The organism is Pseudomonas sp. NFX98, assembly GCF_047784845.1.
Classification (GTDB): Bacteria; Pseudomonadota; Gammaproteobacteria; order Pseudomonadales; family Pseudomonadaceae; genus Aquipseudomonas.
On record NZ_JBLNNF010000023.1, the window covers coordinates 11,481 to 31,697 of the forward strand.

Genomic DNA, 20,217 nt, shown 5'->3' on the forward strand with positions numbered 1-20,217 from the left:
CGAGGAGAAGACGTGGATTCCCGATTGAATGCTTTTCTTGAACGCGCCGATGCCGTTCTGGCCCGTATCGAACCGCTGCTGCCCACCCCTCGGCAATCCATCGACTGGACAAATTGCCTGGCCGCGCGCTGGCAGCGCGAAGGTCGCAGCGGCTTTCTGCTGCCGCTGGAAGTCAGCCTCGACATGCGCCTGTCCGACCTGATTGGCGTCGACCGCCAAGTGGAACAACTGGGGCGCAATACCCAGCAGTTCCTCGATGGCATGCCGGCCAACCATGCCTTGCTCTGGGGCTCGCGCGGCACCGGCAAATCGTCGCTGGTCCGCGCCTTGTTGGCCGAGCACGCCAAGGCCGGTTTACGCCTGATCGAGATCGAACGCGATCACCTGGCGGACTTGCCACGGGTCGTCGAGCAGATCGCCAAACTGCCCCAGCGTTTCGTACTGTTCTGCGATGACCTGTCGTTCGAGTCGGGCGAGGGTGATTATCGCGTACTCAAAAGTGTACTCGACGGCTCCCTCGAACAGGCACCGGACAATGTGCTGCTGTACGCAACCTCCAACCGTCGCCACCTGGTGCCGGAGAAGGAAAGCGATAACGAAAACTGGAAGCGGGTCGACGGCGAATTGCACCCCAGCGAGGCGGTGGAAGACAAGATCGCCCTGTCGGACCGCTTTGGCCTGTGGTTGTCGTTCTATCCGTTTACCCAGGAACACTTCCTCAACGTCGTCGAACACTGGATCGGCCAACTGGCCCACAAGGCCGGCCTCAATTGGCAACGCACCGAAGAGCTGGACATCCTCGCGGTGCGCTGGGCCACGGGGCGCGGCAATCGCAATGGACGTTGCGCGTATCAATTTGCCCGCTATTGGGTCGGGCTGAAACTGTTGGAGCACAAGGCATGATCGATTTACAAAAGAGCGGCCAGGGCCTCGACGGCTACGGCATGCTGCACGCACAGCTGGAATCGCTACTGGCGGACGAGCGGGATTTCATCGCCAACGCCGCGCAGTTTTCGGCGTTCCTGTTCAACCAGCTCGATGACCTGAACTGGGCCGGTTTCTACCTCAATCGCAACGAAGAACTGGTGCTGGGTCCGTTCCAGGGGCAGATCGCCTGTGTACGGATTCCGTTCGGTCGCGGCGTTTGCGGTACGGCGGCGGCGACCTTGCAGACTCAACTGGTCGAAGACGTACACGCGTTTCCCGGGCACATCGCCTGCGACAGCGCGTCGAACAGTGAACTGGTCGTGCCGCTGGTCAAGGACGGTCGTCTGATCGGCGTGCTGGACCTCGACAGCCCGAAACTGGCGCGTTTCACCGCCGAGGATCAGGCCGGAATCGAGCAACTGGCGGCGATTTTCCTGCGCCTGACCGATTGTTGATCAAACCTTGAGGCCTGCCTTGACCAGCAGGCCTGACGGGTCCACCGCGTCGATTTGTTGTGGGTCGAGAAAACGCTTGGCGTACTGCAAATAGATGTGGGCGTTGATGAACAGCCCGAACAATTCCGGATCAATGTGCGCATCGCGGCACATGTACGCCATGATGCCCAGCGCCTCGCTCAAGGATTTCGCCTTCTTGTAGGGGCGGTCGGCAGCGGTCAGCGCTTCGAAAATATCGGCAATCGCCATCATCCGCGCCGGCAGGCTCATGTCCTCGCGCTTCAAGCGTTTGGGGTAGCCGGTGCCGTCCATTTTTTCGTGATGGCCGCCAGCGATCTCCGCCACGTTGCGCAGATGTTCGGGGAAGGGCAGGTGGCTGAGCATCAGGATCGTCTGCACGATGTGGTGATTGATGATGTAGCGCTCTTCGCCTGTCAGGGTGCCGCGGGCAATGCTCAGGTTATAAAGTTCGCCGCGGTTGTACTTGTAGCGCGGTACATCGAGTTTGAAGCCCCAGGGATTGTCCCGAGCAATCAGTTCGGCATCGGTGCGTTCGAACAGATGCTCGGGTTTGTCCGACAGCAGTGATTCGGTGACCGGCAGTATCGGGGCCGGGGTGCGGGCCTGACGCTGGTTTTCCTCCCAGGAAACCCCCAGTCGATCATCCAGTGTTCGGTTCCAGGTGCGTTGGCCGATGCTGCGCAGGCGATGCAGGTCGCTCTCGGCCATGGCTTCGCCGCCGAGGTTGCAGCCGGCGATGAAGGCGAAATCGTCGTCCAGCTCTGCCAAAGACGCGTCGCGGATTTGCGCCAGAGATTGCTCGTCACCCCCCTTGGCAACGGCTTGCCAGTAACTGATCCACGCATCGCGCTTGAGCACTTCGAAGCGCGTTCGGATTTCGTGGATACGGTCGTTCAGGGTTTCCAGTTTCGTGGCTTTATCCACCACGTACTCCGGGGTGGTGATCTTGCCGCAGTCGTGCAGCCAGGCAGCGATGTGCAGGGCTTCCCATTCATCGTCGGTAGGTTGATAGCTGCGGAAGGCCGGGTCTTCACTGGCCGCGGCGGCCTGAGCGAGCATCAGGGTCAGGACCGGCACACGCTGACAATGCCCGCCGGTATAAGGGCTCTTGGCGTCAATCGCACCGGCCAGCAGCTTGATGAACGCGTCCAGCAATTGTTTTTGCCGGGCTTGCAACCTCTGGCTTTCGATACTCACTGCGGCAGCACCGGACACGGCCTGGAGAAACGCGATGCGGTCCGGACGAAGTTTTTCCAGGTCGCTTTGATTGCCGCTGTCGGTCAGCAAAAACACCAGCAGACCCACGGTTTCGTTATGGCGATTGTGCAAACGGATGCCGATCAGATGAACCCGGGGGCATTCCAGTGCGAGCAGCACTTTCTTCAAATCCCCCGCCTGCTCGAAACCGAGATTGCTGACGACATTGTCGGCACTCGACAACTGCTGCAACCAGGCCGGGCTCTGCGGGTTTTGAAGCTCGTGGGCGCCGATGTCGAATGACGCCAGGGGTTGCTCGGTATCGTTGATCACCAGACCCAGGGGTTCCATGCGATCGCCGTCACCTTCGCGCAGGTAGATCAGGCCAGCCTGGGCCTGGCCGATTTTTACGGTTTCAAACAACACCCGTTCCAGCAAAGGCGCGAAACGGGTCTCGGCGCTCAGGCTGTCGGTGATCTGGAAGAAACTCGTCAGGGTGTCTTTCATGCGCGCCATCGACACGCTCAGTTGATCGACTTCGAGTACCGGTGAACGACTGGACACTGGAAAATTGAAATCGAAACTGCGAATCGCATCCGCTTCCTGCACCAGGGCGCGCAGGGGTTTGACCAGAATGCGCGATGTCAGCCAACCCAATGGCACACACAACAGCAACGTTGCCAGGGTAATCAGCGCGCCTTGCCAGCGCATGCGGTAAGCATCGGCGAGCAATTCATCTTCCGGCACCAGCAACGCCAGTTGCAGTCCCTGTGGGCCACCTTCCTGCATGCTGCTGCGGGCCACGATCCATTGGCGACCGTAAGCATTCAGCCGATTGCCCCCTGGAGGGCTTTTGAGTAACGTTCCAAGGCTGGGGCTCAGGTCAGCGGCCTTGATCAGGCGCGCGGTCTGATCGTCGATGATCAGTCGACTGGCGTCCGGATAGGCAATGGCATTGCCTTGGGCATCGAACAGCACGATCTCCGTGGAAGGGGTCACCACATGTTTGGCCAGGGTGGCGCTGAGTTCAGCGAGAGTCAGGTCGGCGCCCATCACTACCTGCTCGCCACTGCGCCGGGCCAGGGTGGTGCCGACGTTGTGGGTCGAGAAAAAGACATAGGGCTCGGTGGTGATCTGATCGTTGTCGCGGCTGGCGCTGGTAAACCAGGCGCGGCTGCGCGGATCGTAAGGGTCCTCGGGATTGTCCTGGCGACTGATCAAGGCCAGATTCTGATCGAAAAACAAGGATTGGGAATGCGCCTGGCCGCTAGCGCTTCGCTCGATGCTCCACACTTGATAAGCCGCTGACTCCGGGGCCTTGAGCAGTGTTTTCAAATGTGCGGTGCGCAAAGGGCGGACCATGAAGAAATCACCGTTGCCATAACCCAGGTACAGCGACGCCAGATCAGGATTGTCGGTCAGCGACTGGCTGAAGGGCCTAAGCAGCGCCAGGCGTTGCTCCAGGTCCGGCGCCTGGATCGCAGGGTTGACGACCAGCAGGCTCAGCAGGTGCCGAATCGGTTCGTAGGTGGCGTGCAAATCGAGGCGGACATCCTGCTCGATGCGATTGAACAGCTTCTCGCTGCTGGACAGGATGATCTGTGTGGTTTGCCGATAATTGAAAATGCCCAGTGCTACCCCGGTCAGCAACAGCAGGAAGGTAAACATCACGCTGATATGAACGTGCAGGGGAAATCGCCGTTGATCCGGACGCAGTGGGCTGGGCATGCAGGTCGCTCCGTGATGGTTAACACACTGCTCAGCGTCCAAGCATAGTTAAGCCTCTGTCATTCTGCTTTCGTCGTTTTCGCCGATTTGTTGCAGCAATGCCTGGTCCAGTTCCATCAGGGCGCGCTCCACTGCCGCACAGCATTCGGCCACTTTTTCCGCCTGGAATGGGGCGCGGCAGATTGTTTCGAGCGCCTCGCAGCTGTCGATCAAACGAAAAGCCTGAGCGATCCGGGCGGCGCCCTTGATTTTGTGGGCAATGTCGAGAAATGCCTGCGGATCCGTGGACCCGTAAAGCATCTGCAACCCTTGGCGGTCCAGACGGTTGCTGTTCAGCAGTTCGGTCAACAGGCGCTGGTTCAATGCCGGGTTGCCGCCGGTCAGTTGCTGTAACCCTTCCAGGTTGAAGGCTGGAGTGCGGGACGTCAGTGCGATGCTTTCAACCCATTGGCTCAGGGCGGCCAGGGTCAGGGGTTTGAACAGGCAGTCATTCATCCCGGCGTGTTTGCAGCGTCGAATTTCTTCCGCTTGAGCATTGGCGGTGAAACCCAGCACAGTGCATGGCGGTTGTTGCGTTGACTGTTCGTGTCGGCGAATGGCTCGGACCAGTTCGTAGCCATTCATGACCGGCATGTTGCAATCGGCGATCACCAGATCGAATGCTCCGGCTTTCCACGCCTCGAACCCTTCCTGGCCGTCTGCTGCGACACTGAATCGATGCCCCAGAAACTCCAGTTGCTGACACATGAGCAAGCGATTGGCTGCATGATCATCGACCACCAGAACATTCAACGGGATGCTGGCGGTCTGGATCTGCGTTTCAATCGTCTCCACCATGGGTTCACGGGGCAGGGCAGGTAGCGGCAGTGACATTCGCACTTGCGTCCCCTTGCCGGGCTGACTGTTCAATTGCAGGCTGCCGCCCATCGTTTCGCACAGGCTGCGGCTGATCACCAGGCCAAGCCCGGCACCGCCTCTGGCTGACCGCACGGCGTTATCGGCCTGGGCAAAAGGCTCGAACAGGCGCTGCTGATCCTGTTCGCTGATCCCTATACCGCTGTCCTCAACCTGCAGTTGCAACAGCGCTTGATCGGGCTCGGCGGTCTGGCGCAGGTCGACGGTAATCCTCACCTGGCCCTGCTCGGTAAACTTGATGGCGTTGCTGACAAGATTCGACAGCACCTGTTTAAAGCGCAGCGGGTCCAGCAGCACATCGATAGGCGGATTGGCCGGGTTGAAATCCAGATGCAGTTCAAGCTCTTTCTGCCGGGCCAGCCCATCGAAAATCCGCACCACCGATCCCACGATTTCTCGCGGATTGACACGCTCCGGGCTCAGGCTGAGGTGCCCGGATTCGATGCGCGCAATGTCGAGAATATCGCCGATCAGTTCCAGCAAATCCTTCGCCGAGTGATAGGCCACATCGATGGCCGAACGGTCAGGGTGGTGGTGTTCAATTCGTTTCAGCGTCAGTTCGAGCATGCCGATGACCGCGTTCATCGGCGTGCGGATTTCATGGCTCATGGTCGCCAGAAACGTACTTTTGGCCCGGTTGGCTTCATCGGCGCGCTCTTTTGCGCTGCGCAGGTCGTCGAACAGTTGCCGCCGTTCACTGATGTCGATCCAGCCACCGATAATGCCTTGCACTTCACCGCTTGAATCCCGGTAGGGGAGAATCCAGTGATAGATCGTCAGCCGGCGACCGCCAATGTGCAAAGCACGGTCGAGAATCAGCGGTCTGCCCTCAGCCACGACACGCTGGTAATCGGCCTGATATTCGCGGGCTTCGAACGCATTGCTCATGGCTCCCTGGATGACGCTTTTGCCGATCACGTCTTCGCGTCTGGCGCAGAAGGCTTGCAGGTAACTCTCATTGCAGCTTTGCAACAGTCCCTGACGATCCCGCACATAAAGTGGGTGTGGCGTGCCATTGACCAGCGAACGCATGAATTCGAATTGATCGTTCAGTGCGCGTTCAGCCGCTTTGCGCTGATTGATCTGGCGCTGCATGTAGGCATTCCAGGCCACGGAAATCAATAGCAGCACGCCGGCAGCGATGACGATCTGATAAAACAGTCGGTGATAGTTGCGCCAGGTGCTTTGTGATGACGCCGAGTAACCACGCCAGCGGCTGTTGATGATGCCCAGCTCCTCCGGCGCGATACTCAATAGCGCCTTGTTGAGGATGTCATTGAGTTCCTTGGCTTCACGGCCTGTCGCCAGGGAGAACGCGGCTTGTTCCGTACCGATGGTGGTGCTGATTTGCAGGGTGTGGTCAAAGAGTCGCGAGGAAATGAAGTAGTTGGCAATCACCAGTGAATTCACCGCACCTTCTGCCTTACCCTCCGCCAGCATCTCGACGGCGCTGAAAGTGTCCGGGGTTTCGATGAGCTTTATTTGCGGGAACTCGTTGCGCAAGTAGTCCATTAGTGGATTGCCATGGGCGATTGCCAGGCGCTTGCCCTGAAGCTGGGTGAGGTTGGTGGGGCTGTCCGCGGCCTTGCGCGTCAGCAGAACATAGGAGTTCTGCAGGTATGGCCGGCTGAAATTGAGCAGCGTGTCCCGTTGTGCGCTGGGGAGTAGCGCGGCGATCAGGTCAGCCTGGTCGTCTTTGATGCGCTGGATCATTTCGCTGTCGTTGCGGCTGCGCTGGATGTCGAAGCGCAACCCCGTGCGCAGCCTGACTAACTCAAGCAAGTCCGCGGCAATCCCACGGAAGTTACCCGCGCTGTCGAAAAACGTCAGCGGCGCGAACGCCTCGTTGACGACTACGCGGACCACAGGATGTTGCGCCAGCCAGCGCTCCTCGCTGTAACTGAGCGCCAGTTTGTGATCGGTGAGCAGAATGTCACTGCCGGCACTCCAGCGTTTGGCGATGTTTTCTCGAACGCTGGTGGGGATGGCCAAGAGCATCGCATCGATGATCCCGAGCAGCTCAGGGTTGTTTTTATGCACCGCGAAACTGAAGCCGTAGGCTTCGTGTTTGCCGAAGTTGGCCATGCGGATATTGTTCAGGTATCCCTTGTTGATCATGTAGTGGGTGGAAATGGTGTCGCCGAGAAACACGTCGGCCTGGTCGAAGGCAACGGCATTGATCGCATTCTGGTAGGACGGATAAGAGGTAATGATCGCCTTCGGATACAGTGCCTTGACCTCATCCAGCGGCAAGTAGTGATACACCATGCTCAGGCGCATACCGGCGAGGCCATCGGTCAAGGAGCGGGTTTCGCCTTCACGCGTTACCAGGACCGGTTGATCCACGGCGTAGGGTTTGGACAGAACGATGTTGGTACTACGGGCCTCGAACCCATTGGCGGTACCGAGCAAATCCACTTCGCCGTTTTCCAGCGCCTCAATGGCCGCACCCCGGGACGCAAAGCGCTGAATCGTGATGGGCAGGCCGGTTACTTTGCCGAGGATACCGGCGTAGTCGGCGGTGAAACCTTCATAGTCGTGGCCACTTAGGGTCAGGTCGAAGGGCGGATAATCCGGCGCTGAAGTGCCGAGGATCAGTTCATGTTTGTTCTGTAGCCATTGTCTTTGAGGTGGGTCCAGGTGGACTTCCAGATGCCCGACGGTCGAGCGACTCAGCAGGGCGTAGTTTCCACTACTTTGTCCCGCGAACAACGTGGTACTCAGGCATAGGCCCGCGGTCATCAGTATCAGGCATTTCTTCAAACGGCTGGGCATCCTGACTCTCACACTAGCGCATTACGTTTTGCCATCTCTATGAGTTCAACCAGTGATTTGGCCTTGAGTTTTTGCATGAGGCGCTTTTTGTAAGTACTGACGGTTTTGTTGCTCAAGAACATGCCCTTGGCAATTTCCTTGTTGGTACGGCCTTGTGCGAAAAGTTGTAACACCATCAGTTCCCGATCGTTGACTGATTTGAACAGTTCCAGTTCTGCGCAACGCGCCTCATCGCCGCGAACCGGGTTCAATGCCTCGCTTGGAAAATAGTTGTAACCTGACAGTACCGCTTTTATAGCGCTGACCAGTTCGCTGAGGTCCTCCTGTTTGCATACATATCCCGAAGCACCGGACTGCATGCAGCGAATTCCGAAAAGAGTTGGGCATTGTGCAGTCAATACCAACGTTTTCAGTGGAGTACTCATTGCGTTGAATCGGGCCAACACTTCCAGGCCGTCCAGTTTGGGAATACTGATGTCGAGAATGACCAGGTCGGGCATGCATTCGCGCACCATTTGCATGGCGTCGACCCCGTTGTCAGTTTCACCGACGACTTTGTAACCTTCATGTTCAAGCAGCATTCGAACGGCAAGTCGGATGACAGGGTGATCGTCGACAATAAAAACGGAGTTCATAATCAAATCCCATGCGAGCTGAAATAAAGCGCGCACCTTAGCTCAGATAGTTGATGTCACGTATGAACTGATGTACCTGTAGCAGCAATATAGGAATAGTCCTACAAGCGAAAAAGAATGGGCTTACGGGTTAACTGGATTTTTGCGAAGATACATGAAGGTTGCGGGCATTTGGTTTTTGCTTTTGAGTGTGTTGTTTTTTGAACATTGCTTTGGCTTTTCTGTATGGTGATTTCGGAGGTTGTTACGGTGTGATCAAGTTTAATAATTTTCTGAATTCGGATTGTTGTATTGGCTTGATTAAATAGCCCAATAGTGGCAGGCCATGTGCATTCGCCAGGTTTTCTAGGCTGTCCAGTTCGGCCGGTGTCAGGCTACTTAAAAGTATCGCCTGTTTGATCATCCCTCGATGAGTGGCGTACTTCACCAATTCAAGCCCGCAGACGTCTGGCAAACATTGATCACACAAAAGAATATCGAATGGCTGCGCAGCAATGAGCATCTGATGCAATGCACCTTCGGCACTGTCCGTTGTGGTCAATTGTGTGAAGCCGTAACTTTCGAGCAGGTATTGAGTGGCCCTGAGCTGAAATGGATGATCTTCCACCAGCAAGATGCGCAGATTTTCTTTGATCATGTTATTCATGCTTCTTGTATTGAACAAAGTAGACACGATTGTTCCGCGTCAATGCGGCACAATCGATCAGTTCACTCGACATCAGCTGTAGGGGAATTCAGCGAGGGTTGAATGCTCTTGGTTATTTAGGGACGGATCAGCCATTACAGAGGGTGTAATGGCTGATCAAGCGGTTCTTGTCAGTGACTGGAGCGACCGGTCATTTCCAGCGCCATGTCGCTGGCATAGCTGTCGGTCATGCCGGCGATGAAGTCGATCATTCGTAGAAAAGACGTATGTAACGAGCCGTGGGGATCGGGTGCGTTGTTGCCCAGCAGGTCGAGAACCCGTCGACTCTTGAAAGACGGTGTTCGACCGTTGTGTTGTTCGAGCGCCGCGCCACAGAAGGCATTGAGCAGGATTTCCAGCGTGGTGTAGGCACCGATTTCGTGCAGGGTCTTGCGCTTGTCCTGAAAGATTTTTTTGCGTGCCATGTCCTTGGCATTCAAGACGCAACGTTTGGCGGGGCCGTGCATGTGCTCCACCAGGTCGCCGGGTAGCGTACCGGCCAGCAACGAATCCTGCTGCTCGACAAAGGCGCGGGCCGCGGCATTGGTCAGGTGTTCGATGGCTTTTCCGCGCAGGATGGCCAGTTTGCGTCGGCGCGAATCCCCGGGGCCGAGCTGGCGGTAGGTTTCCGGCAAATCGTCGCCCACCAGATCCAGCAACAGCGACTCGACCTCGGCGTATTCCAGCAACGCCATTTCAAGGCCGTCTTCGAGGTCGATCAACGCATAACAGATGTCATCGGCGGCCTCCATCAGGTAAACCAGTGGGTGACGCGCCCAGCGCTGTTCTTCGAGTTGCGGCAAGCCGAGTTTCTGAGCGATCTGCTCCAGCAGTGGCAGTTCACTCTGGTAGCAGCCGAACTTGTGTTTCTTGTAGCCCAGCGAGTCGGCATGCTGGGCCGTCCACGGGTACTTCAGATAGGTGCCGAGGGTGGCGTAGGTCAGTCGTGTGCCCCCGTCGAACTGGTGGTATTCCAGTTGAGTCAGGACCCGAAAGCCCTGGGCATTGCCTTCGAAATTGAGGAAGTCATTGCGCTCGGCTTCAGTCATTGCGTCCAGCCAGCCACGACCGGCCGCTTGCTGGAACCAGTGACGAATCGCATCCTCGCCGGAATGGCCGAACGGTGGATTGCCGATGTCGTGGGCCAGGCAGGCCGATTGCACCACCATCCCCAGATCGCTGGGTTCGCACCAGTCAGGGAGGACGCTGCGGATGGTTTCACCCACGCGCATGCCCAGCGAACGGCCGACGCAACTGACTTCCAGCGAGTGGGTCAGACGCGTGTGGATATGGTCGTTGCTGGAGACCGGATGTACTTGGGTCTTGCGCCCGAGACGGCGAAACGCCCCCGAGAAGATGATCCGGTCATGGTCTTTGTGAAAAGGACTGCGGCCGAGTTCTTGCGGGCTGTGCAGGGGCTTTCCGAGGCGTTCGCGGGTAAGCAGGGTATGCCAATCCAAGGCTGGTTCTCTCCGTCAGGTGACTGATTGCCCCAGCTTCCCGGTTCGCATCACGACCTGCAAGTGTAACTACAGCCCGACAGCATCAATATCGATGAGCAGCAGGCGCTCGCCATTGTCGAAGAATTGCCCGGCGGTGAGGCAATACTGGTTGCTGGTGGCGTCGCGATAGGTGTTGGACAGGGTCAGCCGCCGCTCATCCCAGCCTTCGGCCAGCAGGTGATAGAAGTACGGACGCCAGGACCAGTTATGACCCAGGTAGTGATTGTCGGCGACCCAGCCATTGTTGCGCCATTCCAGGTTCGGCGTCAGTTGGGTGCCGTGGCGGTCGCATTGATAGAAGCGCAGCAGCCAGGGAAACGCGTCCAGTTGCGGCAAGGCGCTGAGCGGCGCGTGCGTCTGGGCCCAGGCTTGCAGGATCGCCATCAGTTCGCTGAGTTGCTGGCGCATGATCATCAAGCGACTGCGCTCGGCGATTTTCTGCTGAACATAGCGCTGACGCAGTTGTGCGAAACGCTCGACAAAGGCGTCGGCGGCAAAGAAATCCTCTTGTGCTCCGGCGAACAGAAAACCCTGCACGTAACGCGAGCCGCATTCCAGAGCGAAATTGAGTTGCGCGTCGGTTTCCACACCTTCGGCAATGATCCAGCAACCGGTTTTCTCGGCCATTTGCGCCAGGGCCTTGACCACGTCGCTGCTCGGCCCGCCCAGTGCCGCTGCCTGGAACAGACGCATGTCGAGTTTGAGAATGTCCGGTTGCAACGCCAGCACGCGATCAAGCTGGGAGTAACCGGCGCCGAAGTCATCGATGGCGATGCGGGCGCCGGCTGACCGGTAACGCGCCACTACTTGGGCCAGGCGCTGGATATCGCCTCCCAGTTCGGTGATCTCGAAAACGATTCGCTGCGGGTCGACACCGTACTTGCTCAGTTGCTTGAGACTTGGCAGCGGCTGGTCGGGGCGCAAGCGGCTGATCCAGCGCGGGGAAATGTTCAGGCTCAGGAACCATTCAGAGGGTGCTTCATGCAACCTGCTCAAGGCGTTATCGCGCAACTGGCGATCAAGGCGACGCAAGGCGATGGCGTTGGTTCTGGGGTCAGCGAACAATGGTCCTACGGACACCAACTGACCGTCGGTTTGACGCAGACGCCCCAGCGCTTCGACACCCGCGATCCGGCCGGTCGCGGTATCGATGAACGGCTGAAAGCAGGCGAGCGGTTGCCCGTCGATCACAAGGCCTCCTTGGTTGATCTTGTTTTTGGAAAGAGCCTGGTCGCCGAGTAGGCACGCAGGGTCGAACCCCTCAATAGAGAGGTTCATCCCGTGGTCTTTGCAAGAATGCAGCCAGAAAGTGACAGCCTAGTGCTTGCGGGAAGAGCCTTGCAGCACGAGCTTGATCAGAGGCCCCAACATGGTGCTCAGTCGCACGAGTCGCGTGAGGCTGGCAATTCCACCGCCGCTTTTCGCACCTTTGCCGGTCAAGAAACCGAGCAAAGTGACAGCAGCAACGCCCCACAGCGGGGCGTGCTTGATGCCGAATCCGTCCTGCAGATTTTGCGTCATCCCGCGAACACGCCGCAGCGGTTGCAGCAGTTGCGTGGATTCGTGGCGGATTTCCTGGCGATGCATTTCCATGCGCAGGCGGATCAGCGCTTTGCGCATTTCCGTGCGCGAACTGTTTCGAGGCAATTCAGGCAGGTTCATGGCAGCAAGCGCTCCCGGTCGTTGGCCAGTTCTTCCAGGGTGCCGTGGAAGGGCGAGGACTCATCGAAAATCGCCGCTCTCAAGCGCACGCCGCAGAAGATTGCCGCGAGGGTATAGAACACGCAAAGGCCGATGATGGCCGCGAGGCGATAGGTGTCCCAGAACACAATCATCACCAGCGTCGACAAGCCCACCAGCAACAGCAAGGCAAACACCAGTGCCAGGCCTGCAAACAGCAGCAGGCTTACGGTACGGGCCTTTTGCTCCTGCAGTTCAATGCCGAACAGTTCGACATGGCTGTGCAGTAATCCAAGAAATGCGGCACCCAGGCGTCGCGGTGAGGAGCTTTGGCCCGTTTCGTCCGGGCCGGATTCACCGAGAGCCATATCAGCGCCGAGTCGCCAGCAGGCCAATCAGAAAGCCCACGCCGGCCGCGATCCCGACCGCTTGCCATGGATTGGCCTGAACATAGTCTTCGGTGGCCGTGACGGCAGCCTTGCCGCGTTCGCGCAGGGAGTCTTCGGTCAGCTTCAAGGTTTCCCGTGCACGCAACAGACTGTCGTGGATCTGGTCGCGCAAGTCATCGGCTTGATCACCGGCAAGAGACGCGGTGTGCTCCAGCAACCGTTCGGTGTCGCTGACCAGGGTCTGAAAGTCGTTCATCAGGATTTCTTGAGCAGTCTTTGCCTTGGTGCTGGCCATTGGTGATCTCCATAAGTGGCGTCTGAAGCGTTCGAGTATGAGCCTTGCGCGAAGGTTCAGTACAAATGACTGGTACAACTTTTGCTGTGTCGTGGTGCGTCAGCCTGCGCTTTGCGCCGTTGCTGGGCATGATTTGCGTAAACCATAACTCAAACAATCAAAACACGAGCCAATGTCTCGGTCGTGATTGGCCTTGACGAACCCTGTGCGCCAAAGCGGTTCATCGGGAGTGACGGAGCGGATTCGTTGCGTCACAACTTGGTGCATGGATTGCCCGCACGAACTGCTTTGGTGCTTTTTTACAGCCTTAAGGTCTGCCTAATCCATGGAAAATCTGCAAAGCGCTGTGGACAGCCTGGTCCATAGTTCCAACACGTTGTTCATTCTGATCGGTGCGGTGATGGTACTGGCCATGCACGCCGGTTTCGCCTTTCTTGAAGTGGGTACGGTTCGGCAAAAAAACCAGGTCAACGCGCTGTCGAAGATCCTCAGCGACTTTGCCGTCTCGACGCTGGCTTACTTCTTTATAGGCTATTGGATTTCTTACGGGGTGACCTTCATGCAACCGGCGGCGGTGATCAACGCCGATCACGGTTACGGGCTGGTGAAGTTTTTCTTCTTGCTGACCTTTGCAGCGGCGATCCCGGCGATCATTTCCGGAGGCATCGCCGAGCGTGCGCGATTCGTGCCGCAACTGTGTGCGACAGCACTGATCGTGGCGTTCATCTATCCGTTCTTCGAAGGCATGATCTGGAACGGCAACTTCGGTTTGCAAGCCTGGTTGCTGGAAAGCTTTGGTGCCAGCTTCCATGATTTTGCCGGCTCCGTGGTGGTCCACGCCATGGGCGGCTGGCTGGCGCTCGCAGCGGTGTTGCTGCTGGGACCACGCAATGGTCGATACCGCGAAGGGCGCCTGGTGGCCTTCGCGCCGTCGAGCATTCCGTTTCTGGCATTGGGATCGTGGATCCTGATTGTCGGCTGGTTCGGTTTCAACGTGATGAGCGCGCAAACCCTGCAAGGCGTCAGCGGGCTGGTGGCGGTGAACTCGCTGATGGCCATGGTCGGCGGCACTATGGCCGCCTTGATTGTCGGGCGCAATGACCCCGGTTTCCTGCACAACGGCCCGCTGGCCGGACTGGTGGCGATTTGTGCCGGCTCCGACTTGATGCATCCGGTGGGCGCGTTGGTGACCGGGGCTATTGCCGGAGCATTGTTTGTCTGGTGCTTTACCGCCGCGCAAGGCAAATGGCACATCGACGATGTTCTGGGTGTGTGGCCATTGCATGGCTTGTGTGGCGTGTGGGGCGGGATTGCCTGCGGCATCTTTGGCCAGAACGCATTGGGAGGGCTGGGTGGCGTGAGTCTGATCAGCCAGTTGATCGGCACGGCGCTGGGTGTGGTCGTTGCTTTGGCTGGAGGCTTCGCGGTATACGGCGCGATCAAGGCGTTCCATGGTCTGCGTCTGAGCCAGGAAGAAGAGTATTACGGTGCGGATTTGTCGGTGCACAAGATCGGTGCTGTCAGTCAGGATTGAGGCGTGGCGCGAGGATTCAATGTCTCGACGGTTATTTAGGGTGGGCCTAGAATAGTCACTCAAATTTTTCGGTTGAGCGCTCATGCTTCCTGAATGTCAGCTGTTCGGCACCGTTGGGTGCCACCTCTGTGAAGTGGCCGAAGCCATGCTGATGGAATTTGTCGAGCGGGGTCTGCTGGTGGAGTTGGTGGACATCGCTGACGACGAAACCTGGTTCGAAGCTTACAGCCTGCGCATTCCGGTGCTGCGACGGGTTGATACCGGCGCTGAGCTAGGCTGGCCGTTCGGCGCCGATGAAGTGGTGGCGTTCCTTGGTTAGTCTTTTTCGATGACGGCATTCCCGTTTGTCGAACTTTACGGTTGATCCCCTTGGCTTATCCGCAGTGATTCGGATACTGTATGCGCATACAGTTATTCGGATTGCTGCGCTGTCATCCGGTTTTCAGAGGATGGGCAGGCAAGTCCGGGCGTGAGAGGGATGAATCGTGGTCAACGTCGAACAATTGAAGAGCAGCGTGAACCGGATGTCGGTTGACGTGGTACGCGAGGCTGTCCTCGAATTGCGTCTGGACGGTCTGGTAACCGAAGGCAAGACGCCTTTCAACAAACTGCATTTCAATACCTGCTTCGCTGAAATCGAAGCCTTGTTCCAGCGCGCGGGCTATCACCGGCAACTGGATGTCGTGGGCTATCAGGGTTTGTTGTATGCGTTGTATGACCCGGGGCGATGGGAGGCGGTCGATGTGCTGCGCTGGCTCAAGGAGTACACCGAGGCGGCGGCGCGCAAACAGATACCGGCCTGAGGATTCTCCGCTAGGTTCGTTCCCCTCGCTGTTGGATAATGCCGCTCTGCATTGAGGGTTAGAGCTTTCGTATGTCCACTTCACCTTTTTCTGCCGCACACAGCCAGGCCAGTACACTCTACTTGCCGCCTGGTTCGTGGCAGACCGTACTCGATTGCCTGTGCGAGCACTTCAGTGCCATTGGCCGTGAACAATGGCTGGACAGAATCGCGCGTGGCCGCGTGCTTGATGGGCAAGGGGCGCCAATCGCTCTCGATCTGCCTTACAAGGAAGGGTTGCGCATTCACTACTTTCGGGAAGTGCCGGACGAAAAGCCGATCCCGGTGGTGGAGTCGATCCTGTACGCGGACGAGCATCTGGTGGTGGCGGACAAGCCGCATTTTCTGCCGGTGACGCCGGCGGGTGAGTACGTTGAACAGACCCTGCTCAGGCGGCTGATCCGTCGTCTGGATAATCCGCACCTGGTGCCTTTGCATCGCATTGACCGGCATACGGCGGGACTGGTGCTGTTTTCAGCCAATCCTCAAAGCCGTTCGGCGTACCAGTCGTTGTTTCCTACACGGCAGATCGAAAAACGCTACGAGGCCATCGCACGAGCATTGCCAGAACTCTCGTTTCCATTGGTTCATAAAAGCCGACTCATTGACGGTGAACCTTTCTTCCGCATGCAGGAAGGGCCGGGCGCCAGCAACACCGAAACGGCTGTCGAGGTCAGGGAAAAGAACGGCGATCTCTGGCGGTATGGCCTTTACCCGGTGACCGGCAAGAAACATCAATTGCGGGTGCACATGACAGCGTTGGGCGCGAGCATTTGCAACGACCCGTTTTATCCTCGGGTGCTCAAGGATGTGGAGGATGATTACGCCAATCCATTGAAGTTGCTGGCGCAAGGGCTAAAGTTCGTGGACCCCGTCACGGGACAGGAAAGAGAGTTCGAGAGCACGATCAGCCTGCAATGGTGATTCAGCGTCTGATTTTTCGAGAGCATCGAATTTACGGGCGGGTTTGTAGTCATTTGAACAGGCCCCACGAACGTGGCGTTCAAAGTCCTCGGCAGGTCAGCCCGATCATTCGGCAGCTCCGAGTCCTTCCAAGCAAGGAGACACCCATGAAACGTACCGTTTTCGCTGGAATGTTCATTTGCGCTGCAATGTTGGCCAATCCCGTGTTCGCTGCAGATCATGACCTTTGTACGATCAAGCTCCAGGAGCTCAGGGACAAGGTCACCACCCTGCCGGCTACGTCCGAAAACACCACCATGGAAGTCAAACGGATGCAGGCCAGCGCGGAAGCGGCCAACGCAGCGAACGACGACAAAAAATGCATCACCGAAGCCACGCAGGCATTGACCCGGGTGGACAGGCTTGCGAAAGAACCTAACCCGTAAGTTGCGGTGTCAGAAAAGAAAATGCCCCGACAAGTCGGGGCATTTTTGTATCCGGTAGTCGCCGCGAAGATTACAACTCTTTAACGGTACGAACCTGATCCTTGTTGATGCGGGTTTGTTTGCCATCCAGTTGTTCGAATTCGTAGAAGCCCGAATCCTTGTCATAGTTTGGCGTGTCGACGGCCTGGATTTCGCGACCGTCATTCAAGGTGATCACTGTAGGCGATGCGCAACCGGCGAGGGTAGCGAGGCCCAGTGCGAGCATGAAAGTGGCCAGGGTCCGTTGAGTCATGGGTGTGTCTCCGAAAATGAATTCTTTGGTTACTGAACTTCAGACGTGTGCAGCACGTGCAAGTTCCTCGGGTGCGTTCAGTCTGACACAGTGTTGTGTTTGCTTAACAGTTCCGGCGTGTTCAGGTTGGCCAGGCGCGGATCGTTGTCAGGGCACTGTAGCGCAGTTGCGCCCAGCTTGCGCATGAGTCGGCCCGGACTGCGTTCACCGTCGTTCCATGCGCTTTCGAAGTCGTCGCGAAGTGCCACGGGAATCACGCACAACAAAGGCTCCCAATGTTCATCATGGCGCAACATCAACGGTTTGTCGGGATGCTGGCTGGCGGTTTCGCGCATGCTGGTGAGCAGGGCTTCATCGATGCGCGGCACGTCGCAGGGCAAGACCAGCAAGTGGGTATGGCGAGCCGCTTTCAGGCCTGCACGAATGCCTGCCAATGGCCCCGGAAAGTCGCCTTCGTCGTCATGAACCAATTGGTCGGCGTAGGGCGCGTATTTTTCCTGGTTGCGGTTGCAGGAGATAATCAGGTCATCGCTCAGCGGGCGAGCCTTGCGATGCAGATGTGCAATCAGCGGCTCACCGTGCCATTCCACCAACCCTTTATCCTGACCGCCCATGCGTTCGCCGCGTCCGCCCGCCAAAAGCAGAATGGAGCACGGTGGCAGTCGTGTGTTAGAGGTCATGGCAGTTCTCCATGGGGGCGGCGAAAAATGGGGGCGCTGTGATATAACACCGGGCTGTTTCTCCTACAACTGGATGAGCCTATGAAAGCCAAGGCTGATGTACCTTTCGCACCGCTCAACATCGCAGTGCTGACGGTCAGTGACACCCGCACCCTGGAAACCGATACCTCAGGTCAGGTCTTCGTTGACCGCTTGACGGCTGCTGGCCATAACCTGGCTTCCCGGGTGTTGCTTAAAGATGACCTCTACAAAATTCGCGCGCAAGTCGCCAACTGGATTGCCGACGATGTCGTACAGGTGGTGCTGATCACCGGCGGCACAGGTTTCACCGGACGCGATAGCACGCCGGAAGCCGTGAGCTGCCTGCTCGACAAGCAAGTCGACGGTTTTGGTGAGCTGTTTCGGCAGATCTCGGTAGCGGACATTGGCACCTCGACCGTGCAATCGCGCGCCTTGGCAGGTCTGGCCAACGGCACGCTGGTTTGTTGTTTGCCGGGCTCGACCAATGCCGTACGCACCGGGTGGGACGGCATTCTTGGCGAGCAACTGGATTCGCGGCATCGCCCCTGCAATTTCGTGACTCATCTGAAACAGGCGGCCCCCTGTGAATCCCGCGGGTAAGCCAGGCAAGTCCGGCAGCCTGATGCCGGTCGAGGTGGCGCTGGCACGTTTGCTGGAAATGGCTGATAGCTCGAGGATTGTCGAACGTGAGCGCCTGCCGCTGGCGCAGGTTGAGGGGCGTGTCCTGGCCGATGATCTGGTGTCGACCCTCGATTTGCCACCCTGGCCGAACAGCGCCATGGATGGTTATGCCTTGCGCATGGCTGACTGGACCGGAGAGCCGTTGGTCGTCAGCCAGAAGATCTTTGCCGGGCAGGCACCTGAACCCTTGAAGCCGGGTACGTGTGCTCGAATCTTCACGGGCGCGCCTGTTCCCGCCGGGGCCGATTGTGTCGAGATGCAGGAAAACGTCGAAGTGCAGGCGGATGAACGCGTACGTTTCACCGAGCCCTTGAGCCTTGGGCAAAATATTCGTCCACAAGGCCAGGAAACCACGGTCGGTGAACTGATCTTGCCGGCCGGAACCCGTTTGGGGCCGATTGAACAAGGTCTGGCTGCCTCGCTGGGGTGTGCCGAACTGGAGGTGATTCGCAAGGTTCGCGTTGCGGTTCTGTCCACCGGGGATGAGTTGATTGAACCAGGCCAGCCGCTTGGGCCAGGACAGATCTATAACAGCAATCGTGTTTTGCTCTGCAGTTGGTTGCAGCGTTTGGGCTGCGAAGTGATCGACGCCGGTATTCTTCCGGATGATCTGGAAACCACGCGTGTACGACTAGGTGACTTGAAGAGTGTCGATCTGATCCTCTCTACCGGTGGCGTCTCGGTGGGTGAAGCTGATTTTCTCGGTATCGCCTTGCGGGAGGAGGGGGAGCTGAGCTTGTGGAAGCTCGCCATCAAACCCGGAAAACCCCTGACATTCGGCCATTTTCGTGGGGTTCCGGTGATCGGCTTGCCCGGTAATCCGGCATCGACGCTGGTGACCTTTGCCCTGTTGGCCAGGCCATATATATTGCGTCGTCAGGGCGTCAAACAGGTGGAGCCACTGAAGGTGCAAGTACCGGCAGGATTTGACTGGCCCATCGCCGGTAATCGACGTGAGTACTTGCGCGGTCGACTGGAGAATGGCCAGGCCATCATCTACAAAAATCAGAGTTCCGGTGTATTGCGCAGTGCCGCGTGGGCCGATGGGCTGGTTGAAGTGCTGGAAAATCGCACACTGGTTGCAGGTGACGGCGTTTACTTCATTCCGCTGAGTGAAGTGCTGGACTGACCTTTATAGCTGTCTTGTCACGCAGGCCCGGTTGATCCAACCGGGTTTGGCGTGATGACGGATCAATGAGCCAGGAGCAGCGTTACGAGCTGGTCGAAACGGCTATTGGCAATCCAGCCCAAAAGCCCGAGCACGACGGCCGTTCCGCCAGCGGAATAGGCGAGTCTGTGTTTGATGGATTTGACGTCGGTTCGTACTTCTTCCATGTCTCTTCGGATGTATTTGAGGTGTGTTTCCAACTCAATGACGCGAGGTTCCATATCGACTTCTCCTTTGGTTTTTGCGCTGTTTCTGAATTCGGCTTGATGATTGGCGCGCTTCTCTGCGAGCGGTACGACCTGAGTCACCGGTAACCTGAGATCATGGCTTTGCATGGCACATCCTTGTGTTTGCTTATCACTGAAAAACCCAAGTGCCAAAGTGTACCAATCACCCTTATTGGTCAATTGAGCCGATTCCTCAGGTTTTGTAAGAAAAATCGCCCCA

At 57.6% G+C, this 20,217-nt stretch carries 21 protein-coding genes; 9 read left to right on the plus strand and 12 right to left on the minus strand.

All coding sequences use genetic code 11. From position 1 onward, the window contains the following. The first annotated feature begins 12 nt into the window (after positions 1–12). Together ACM110_RS25845 and ACM110_RS25850 are read left to right on the plus strand one after the other, a co-directional pair. The gene (locus ACM110_RS25845; protein WP_416129982.1) at positions 13–903 is read left to right on the plus strand and encodes an ATP-binding protein; all 891 of its coding nucleotides are present in this window, start codon (positions 13–15) and stop codon (positions 901–903) included. Then, on the plus strand, positions 900–1,382 hold the full coding sequence (locus tag ACM110_RS25850; RefSeq protein WP_338582233.1) for a GAF domain-containing protein: 483 nt from the start codon (positions 900–902) through the stop codon (positions 1,380–1,382). The genes ACM110_RS25845 and ACM110_RS25850 overlap by 4 nt, the downstream gene beginning before the upstream one ends. On the opposite strand, the gene ACM110_RS25855 is transcribed toward ACM110_RS25850, so the two are convergent. From ACM110_RS25855 to ACM110_RS25895, 9 genes are all read right to left on the minus strand, one after another. After that, positions 1,383–4,328, minus strand: a complete 2,946-nt coding sequence (locus tag ACM110_RS25855; protein WP_416129983.1) for an HD domain-containing phosphohydrolase — start codon at positions 4,326–4,328, stop codon at positions 1,383–1,385. It lies immediately after the preceding gene. Positions 4,329–4,376: 48 nt separating this feature from the next. Next, positions 4,377–8,018, minus strand: a complete 3,642-nt coding sequence (locus ACM110_RS25860; RefSeq protein ID WP_416129984.1) for a transporter substrate-binding domain-containing protein — start codon at positions 8,016–8,018, stop codon at positions 4,377–4,379. 8 nt (positions 8,019–8,026) lie between these two features. Next, positions 8,027–8,653, minus strand: coding sequence for a response regulator transcription factor (locus tag ACM110_RS25865; protein WP_175389648.1), 627 nt, complete (start codon positions 8,651–8,653; stop codon positions 8,027–8,029). 244 nt (positions 8,654–8,897) lie between these two features. Further along, on the minus strand, positions 8,898–9,290 hold the full coding sequence (locus ACM110_RS25870) for a response regulator (protein ID WP_416129985.1): 393 nt from the start codon (positions 9,288–9,290) through the stop codon (positions 8,898–8,900). Positions 9,291–9,469: 179 nt separating this feature from the next. Continuing rightward, positions 9,470–10,798: a deoxyguanosinetriphosphate triphosphohydrolase gene (locus ACM110_RS25875; protein ID WP_416129986.1), complete on the minus strand. Its 1,329-nt coding sequence runs from the start codon at positions 10,796–10,798 to the stop codon at positions 9,470–9,472. Positions 10,799–10,867: 69 nt separating this feature from the next. Further along, on the minus strand, positions 10,868–12,031 hold the full coding sequence (locus ACM110_RS25880) for an EAL domain-containing protein (protein WP_416129987.1): 1,164 nt from the start codon (positions 12,029–12,031) through the stop codon (positions 10,868–10,870). Between the two features lie 126 nt (positions 12,032–12,157). Continuing rightward, a complete protein-coding gene (locus ACM110_RS25885; protein WP_416129988.1) occupies positions 12,158–12,502 on the minus strand; it encodes a hypothetical protein in 345 nt (114 codons plus the stop codon). Continuing rightward, positions 12,499–12,888 (minus strand): phage holin family protein, encoded by a 390-nt coding sequence (locus ACM110_RS25890; protein WP_338582219.1) that lies wholly within the window; start codon positions 12,886–12,888, stop codon positions 12,499–12,501. Before ACM110_RS25890 ends, ACM110_RS25885 begins: the two co-directional genes overlap by 4 nt. A 1-nt stretch (position 12,889) precedes the next feature. After that, the gene (locus tag ACM110_RS25895; RefSeq protein ID WP_416129989.1) at positions 12,890–13,204 is read right to left on the minus strand and encodes a DUF883 family protein; all 315 of its coding nucleotides are present in this window, start codon (positions 13,202–13,204) and stop codon (positions 12,890–12,892) included. 325 nt (positions 13,205–13,529) lie between these two features. On the opposite strand from ACM110_RS25895, the gene ACM110_RS25900 reads away from it, so the two are divergent. From ACM110_RS25900 to ACM110_RS25920, 5 genes are all read left to right on the plus strand, one after another. Continuing rightward, entirely contained in the window at positions 13,530–14,738 is a 1,209-nt protein-coding gene (locus ACM110_RS25900; RefSeq protein WP_416129990.1) for an ammonium transporter, read from the plus strand. Between the two features lie 82 nt (positions 14,739–14,820). Further along, positions 14,821–15,057, plus strand: coding sequence for a glutaredoxin family protein (locus tag ACM110_RS25905; protein WP_416129991.1), 237 nt, complete (start codon positions 14,821–14,823; stop codon positions 15,055–15,057). Positions 15,058–15,223: 166 nt separating this feature from the next. Beyond that, entirely contained in the window at positions 15,224–15,541 is a 318-nt protein-coding gene (locus tag ACM110_RS25910; protein ID WP_338582212.1) for a transcriptional regulator, read from the plus strand. A 71-nt stretch (positions 15,542–15,612) separates the two neighbouring features. Continuing rightward, entirely contained in the window at positions 15,613–16,503 is an 891-nt protein-coding gene (locus tag ACM110_RS25915; protein ID WP_416129992.1) for a pseudouridine synthase, read from the plus strand. 146 nt (positions 16,504–16,649) lie between these two features. Then, positions 16,650–16,928 (plus strand): hypothetical protein, encoded by a 279-nt coding sequence (locus ACM110_RS25920; protein WP_416129993.1) that lies wholly within the window; start codon positions 16,650–16,652, stop codon positions 16,926–16,928. Positions 16,929–16,998: 70 nt separating this feature from the next. On the opposite strand, the gene ACM110_RS25925 is transcribed toward ACM110_RS25920, so the two are convergent. Both ACM110_RS25925 and mobA read right to left on the minus strand, forming a co-directional pair. Beyond that, a complete protein-coding gene (locus ACM110_RS25925; RefSeq protein ID WP_008055112.1) occupies positions 16,999–17,220 on the minus strand; it encodes a YgdI/YgdR family lipoprotein in 222 nt (73 codons plus the stop codon). Positions 17,221–17,297: 77 nt separating this feature from the next. Next, on the minus strand, positions 17,298–17,900 hold the full coding sequence (gene mobA / locus ACM110_RS25930) for a molybdenum cofactor guanylyltransferase MobA (RefSeq protein WP_416129994.1): 603 nt from the start codon (positions 17,898–17,900) through the stop codon (positions 17,298–17,300). Between the two features lie 81 nt (positions 17,901–17,981). On the opposite strand from mobA, the gene moaB reads away from it, so the two are divergent. After that, entirely contained in the window at positions 17,982–18,521 is a 540-nt protein-coding gene (moaB, locus tag ACM110_RS25935) for a molybdenum cofactor biosynthesis protein B (RefSeq protein ID WP_150703763.1), read from the plus strand. Positions 18,522–18,543: 22 nt separating this feature from the next. Beyond that, positions 18,544–19,731 carry a gephyrin-like molybdotransferase Glp gene (glp, locus tag ACM110_RS25940; protein WP_416130043.1) on the plus strand — a complete coding sequence of 396 codons (1,188 nt, stop codon included), beginning with the start codon at positions 18,544–18,546 and terminating at the stop codon, positions 19,729–19,731. A gap of 62 nt (positions 19,732–19,793) precedes the next feature. On the opposite strand, the gene ACM110_RS25945 is transcribed toward glp, so the two are convergent. Then, positions 19,794–20,105: a hypothetical protein gene (locus ACM110_RS25945; protein ID WP_416129995.1), complete on the minus strand. Its 312-nt coding sequence runs from the start codon at positions 20,103–20,105 to the stop codon at positions 19,794–19,796. Positions 20,106–20,217: the final 112 nt, after the last annotated feature.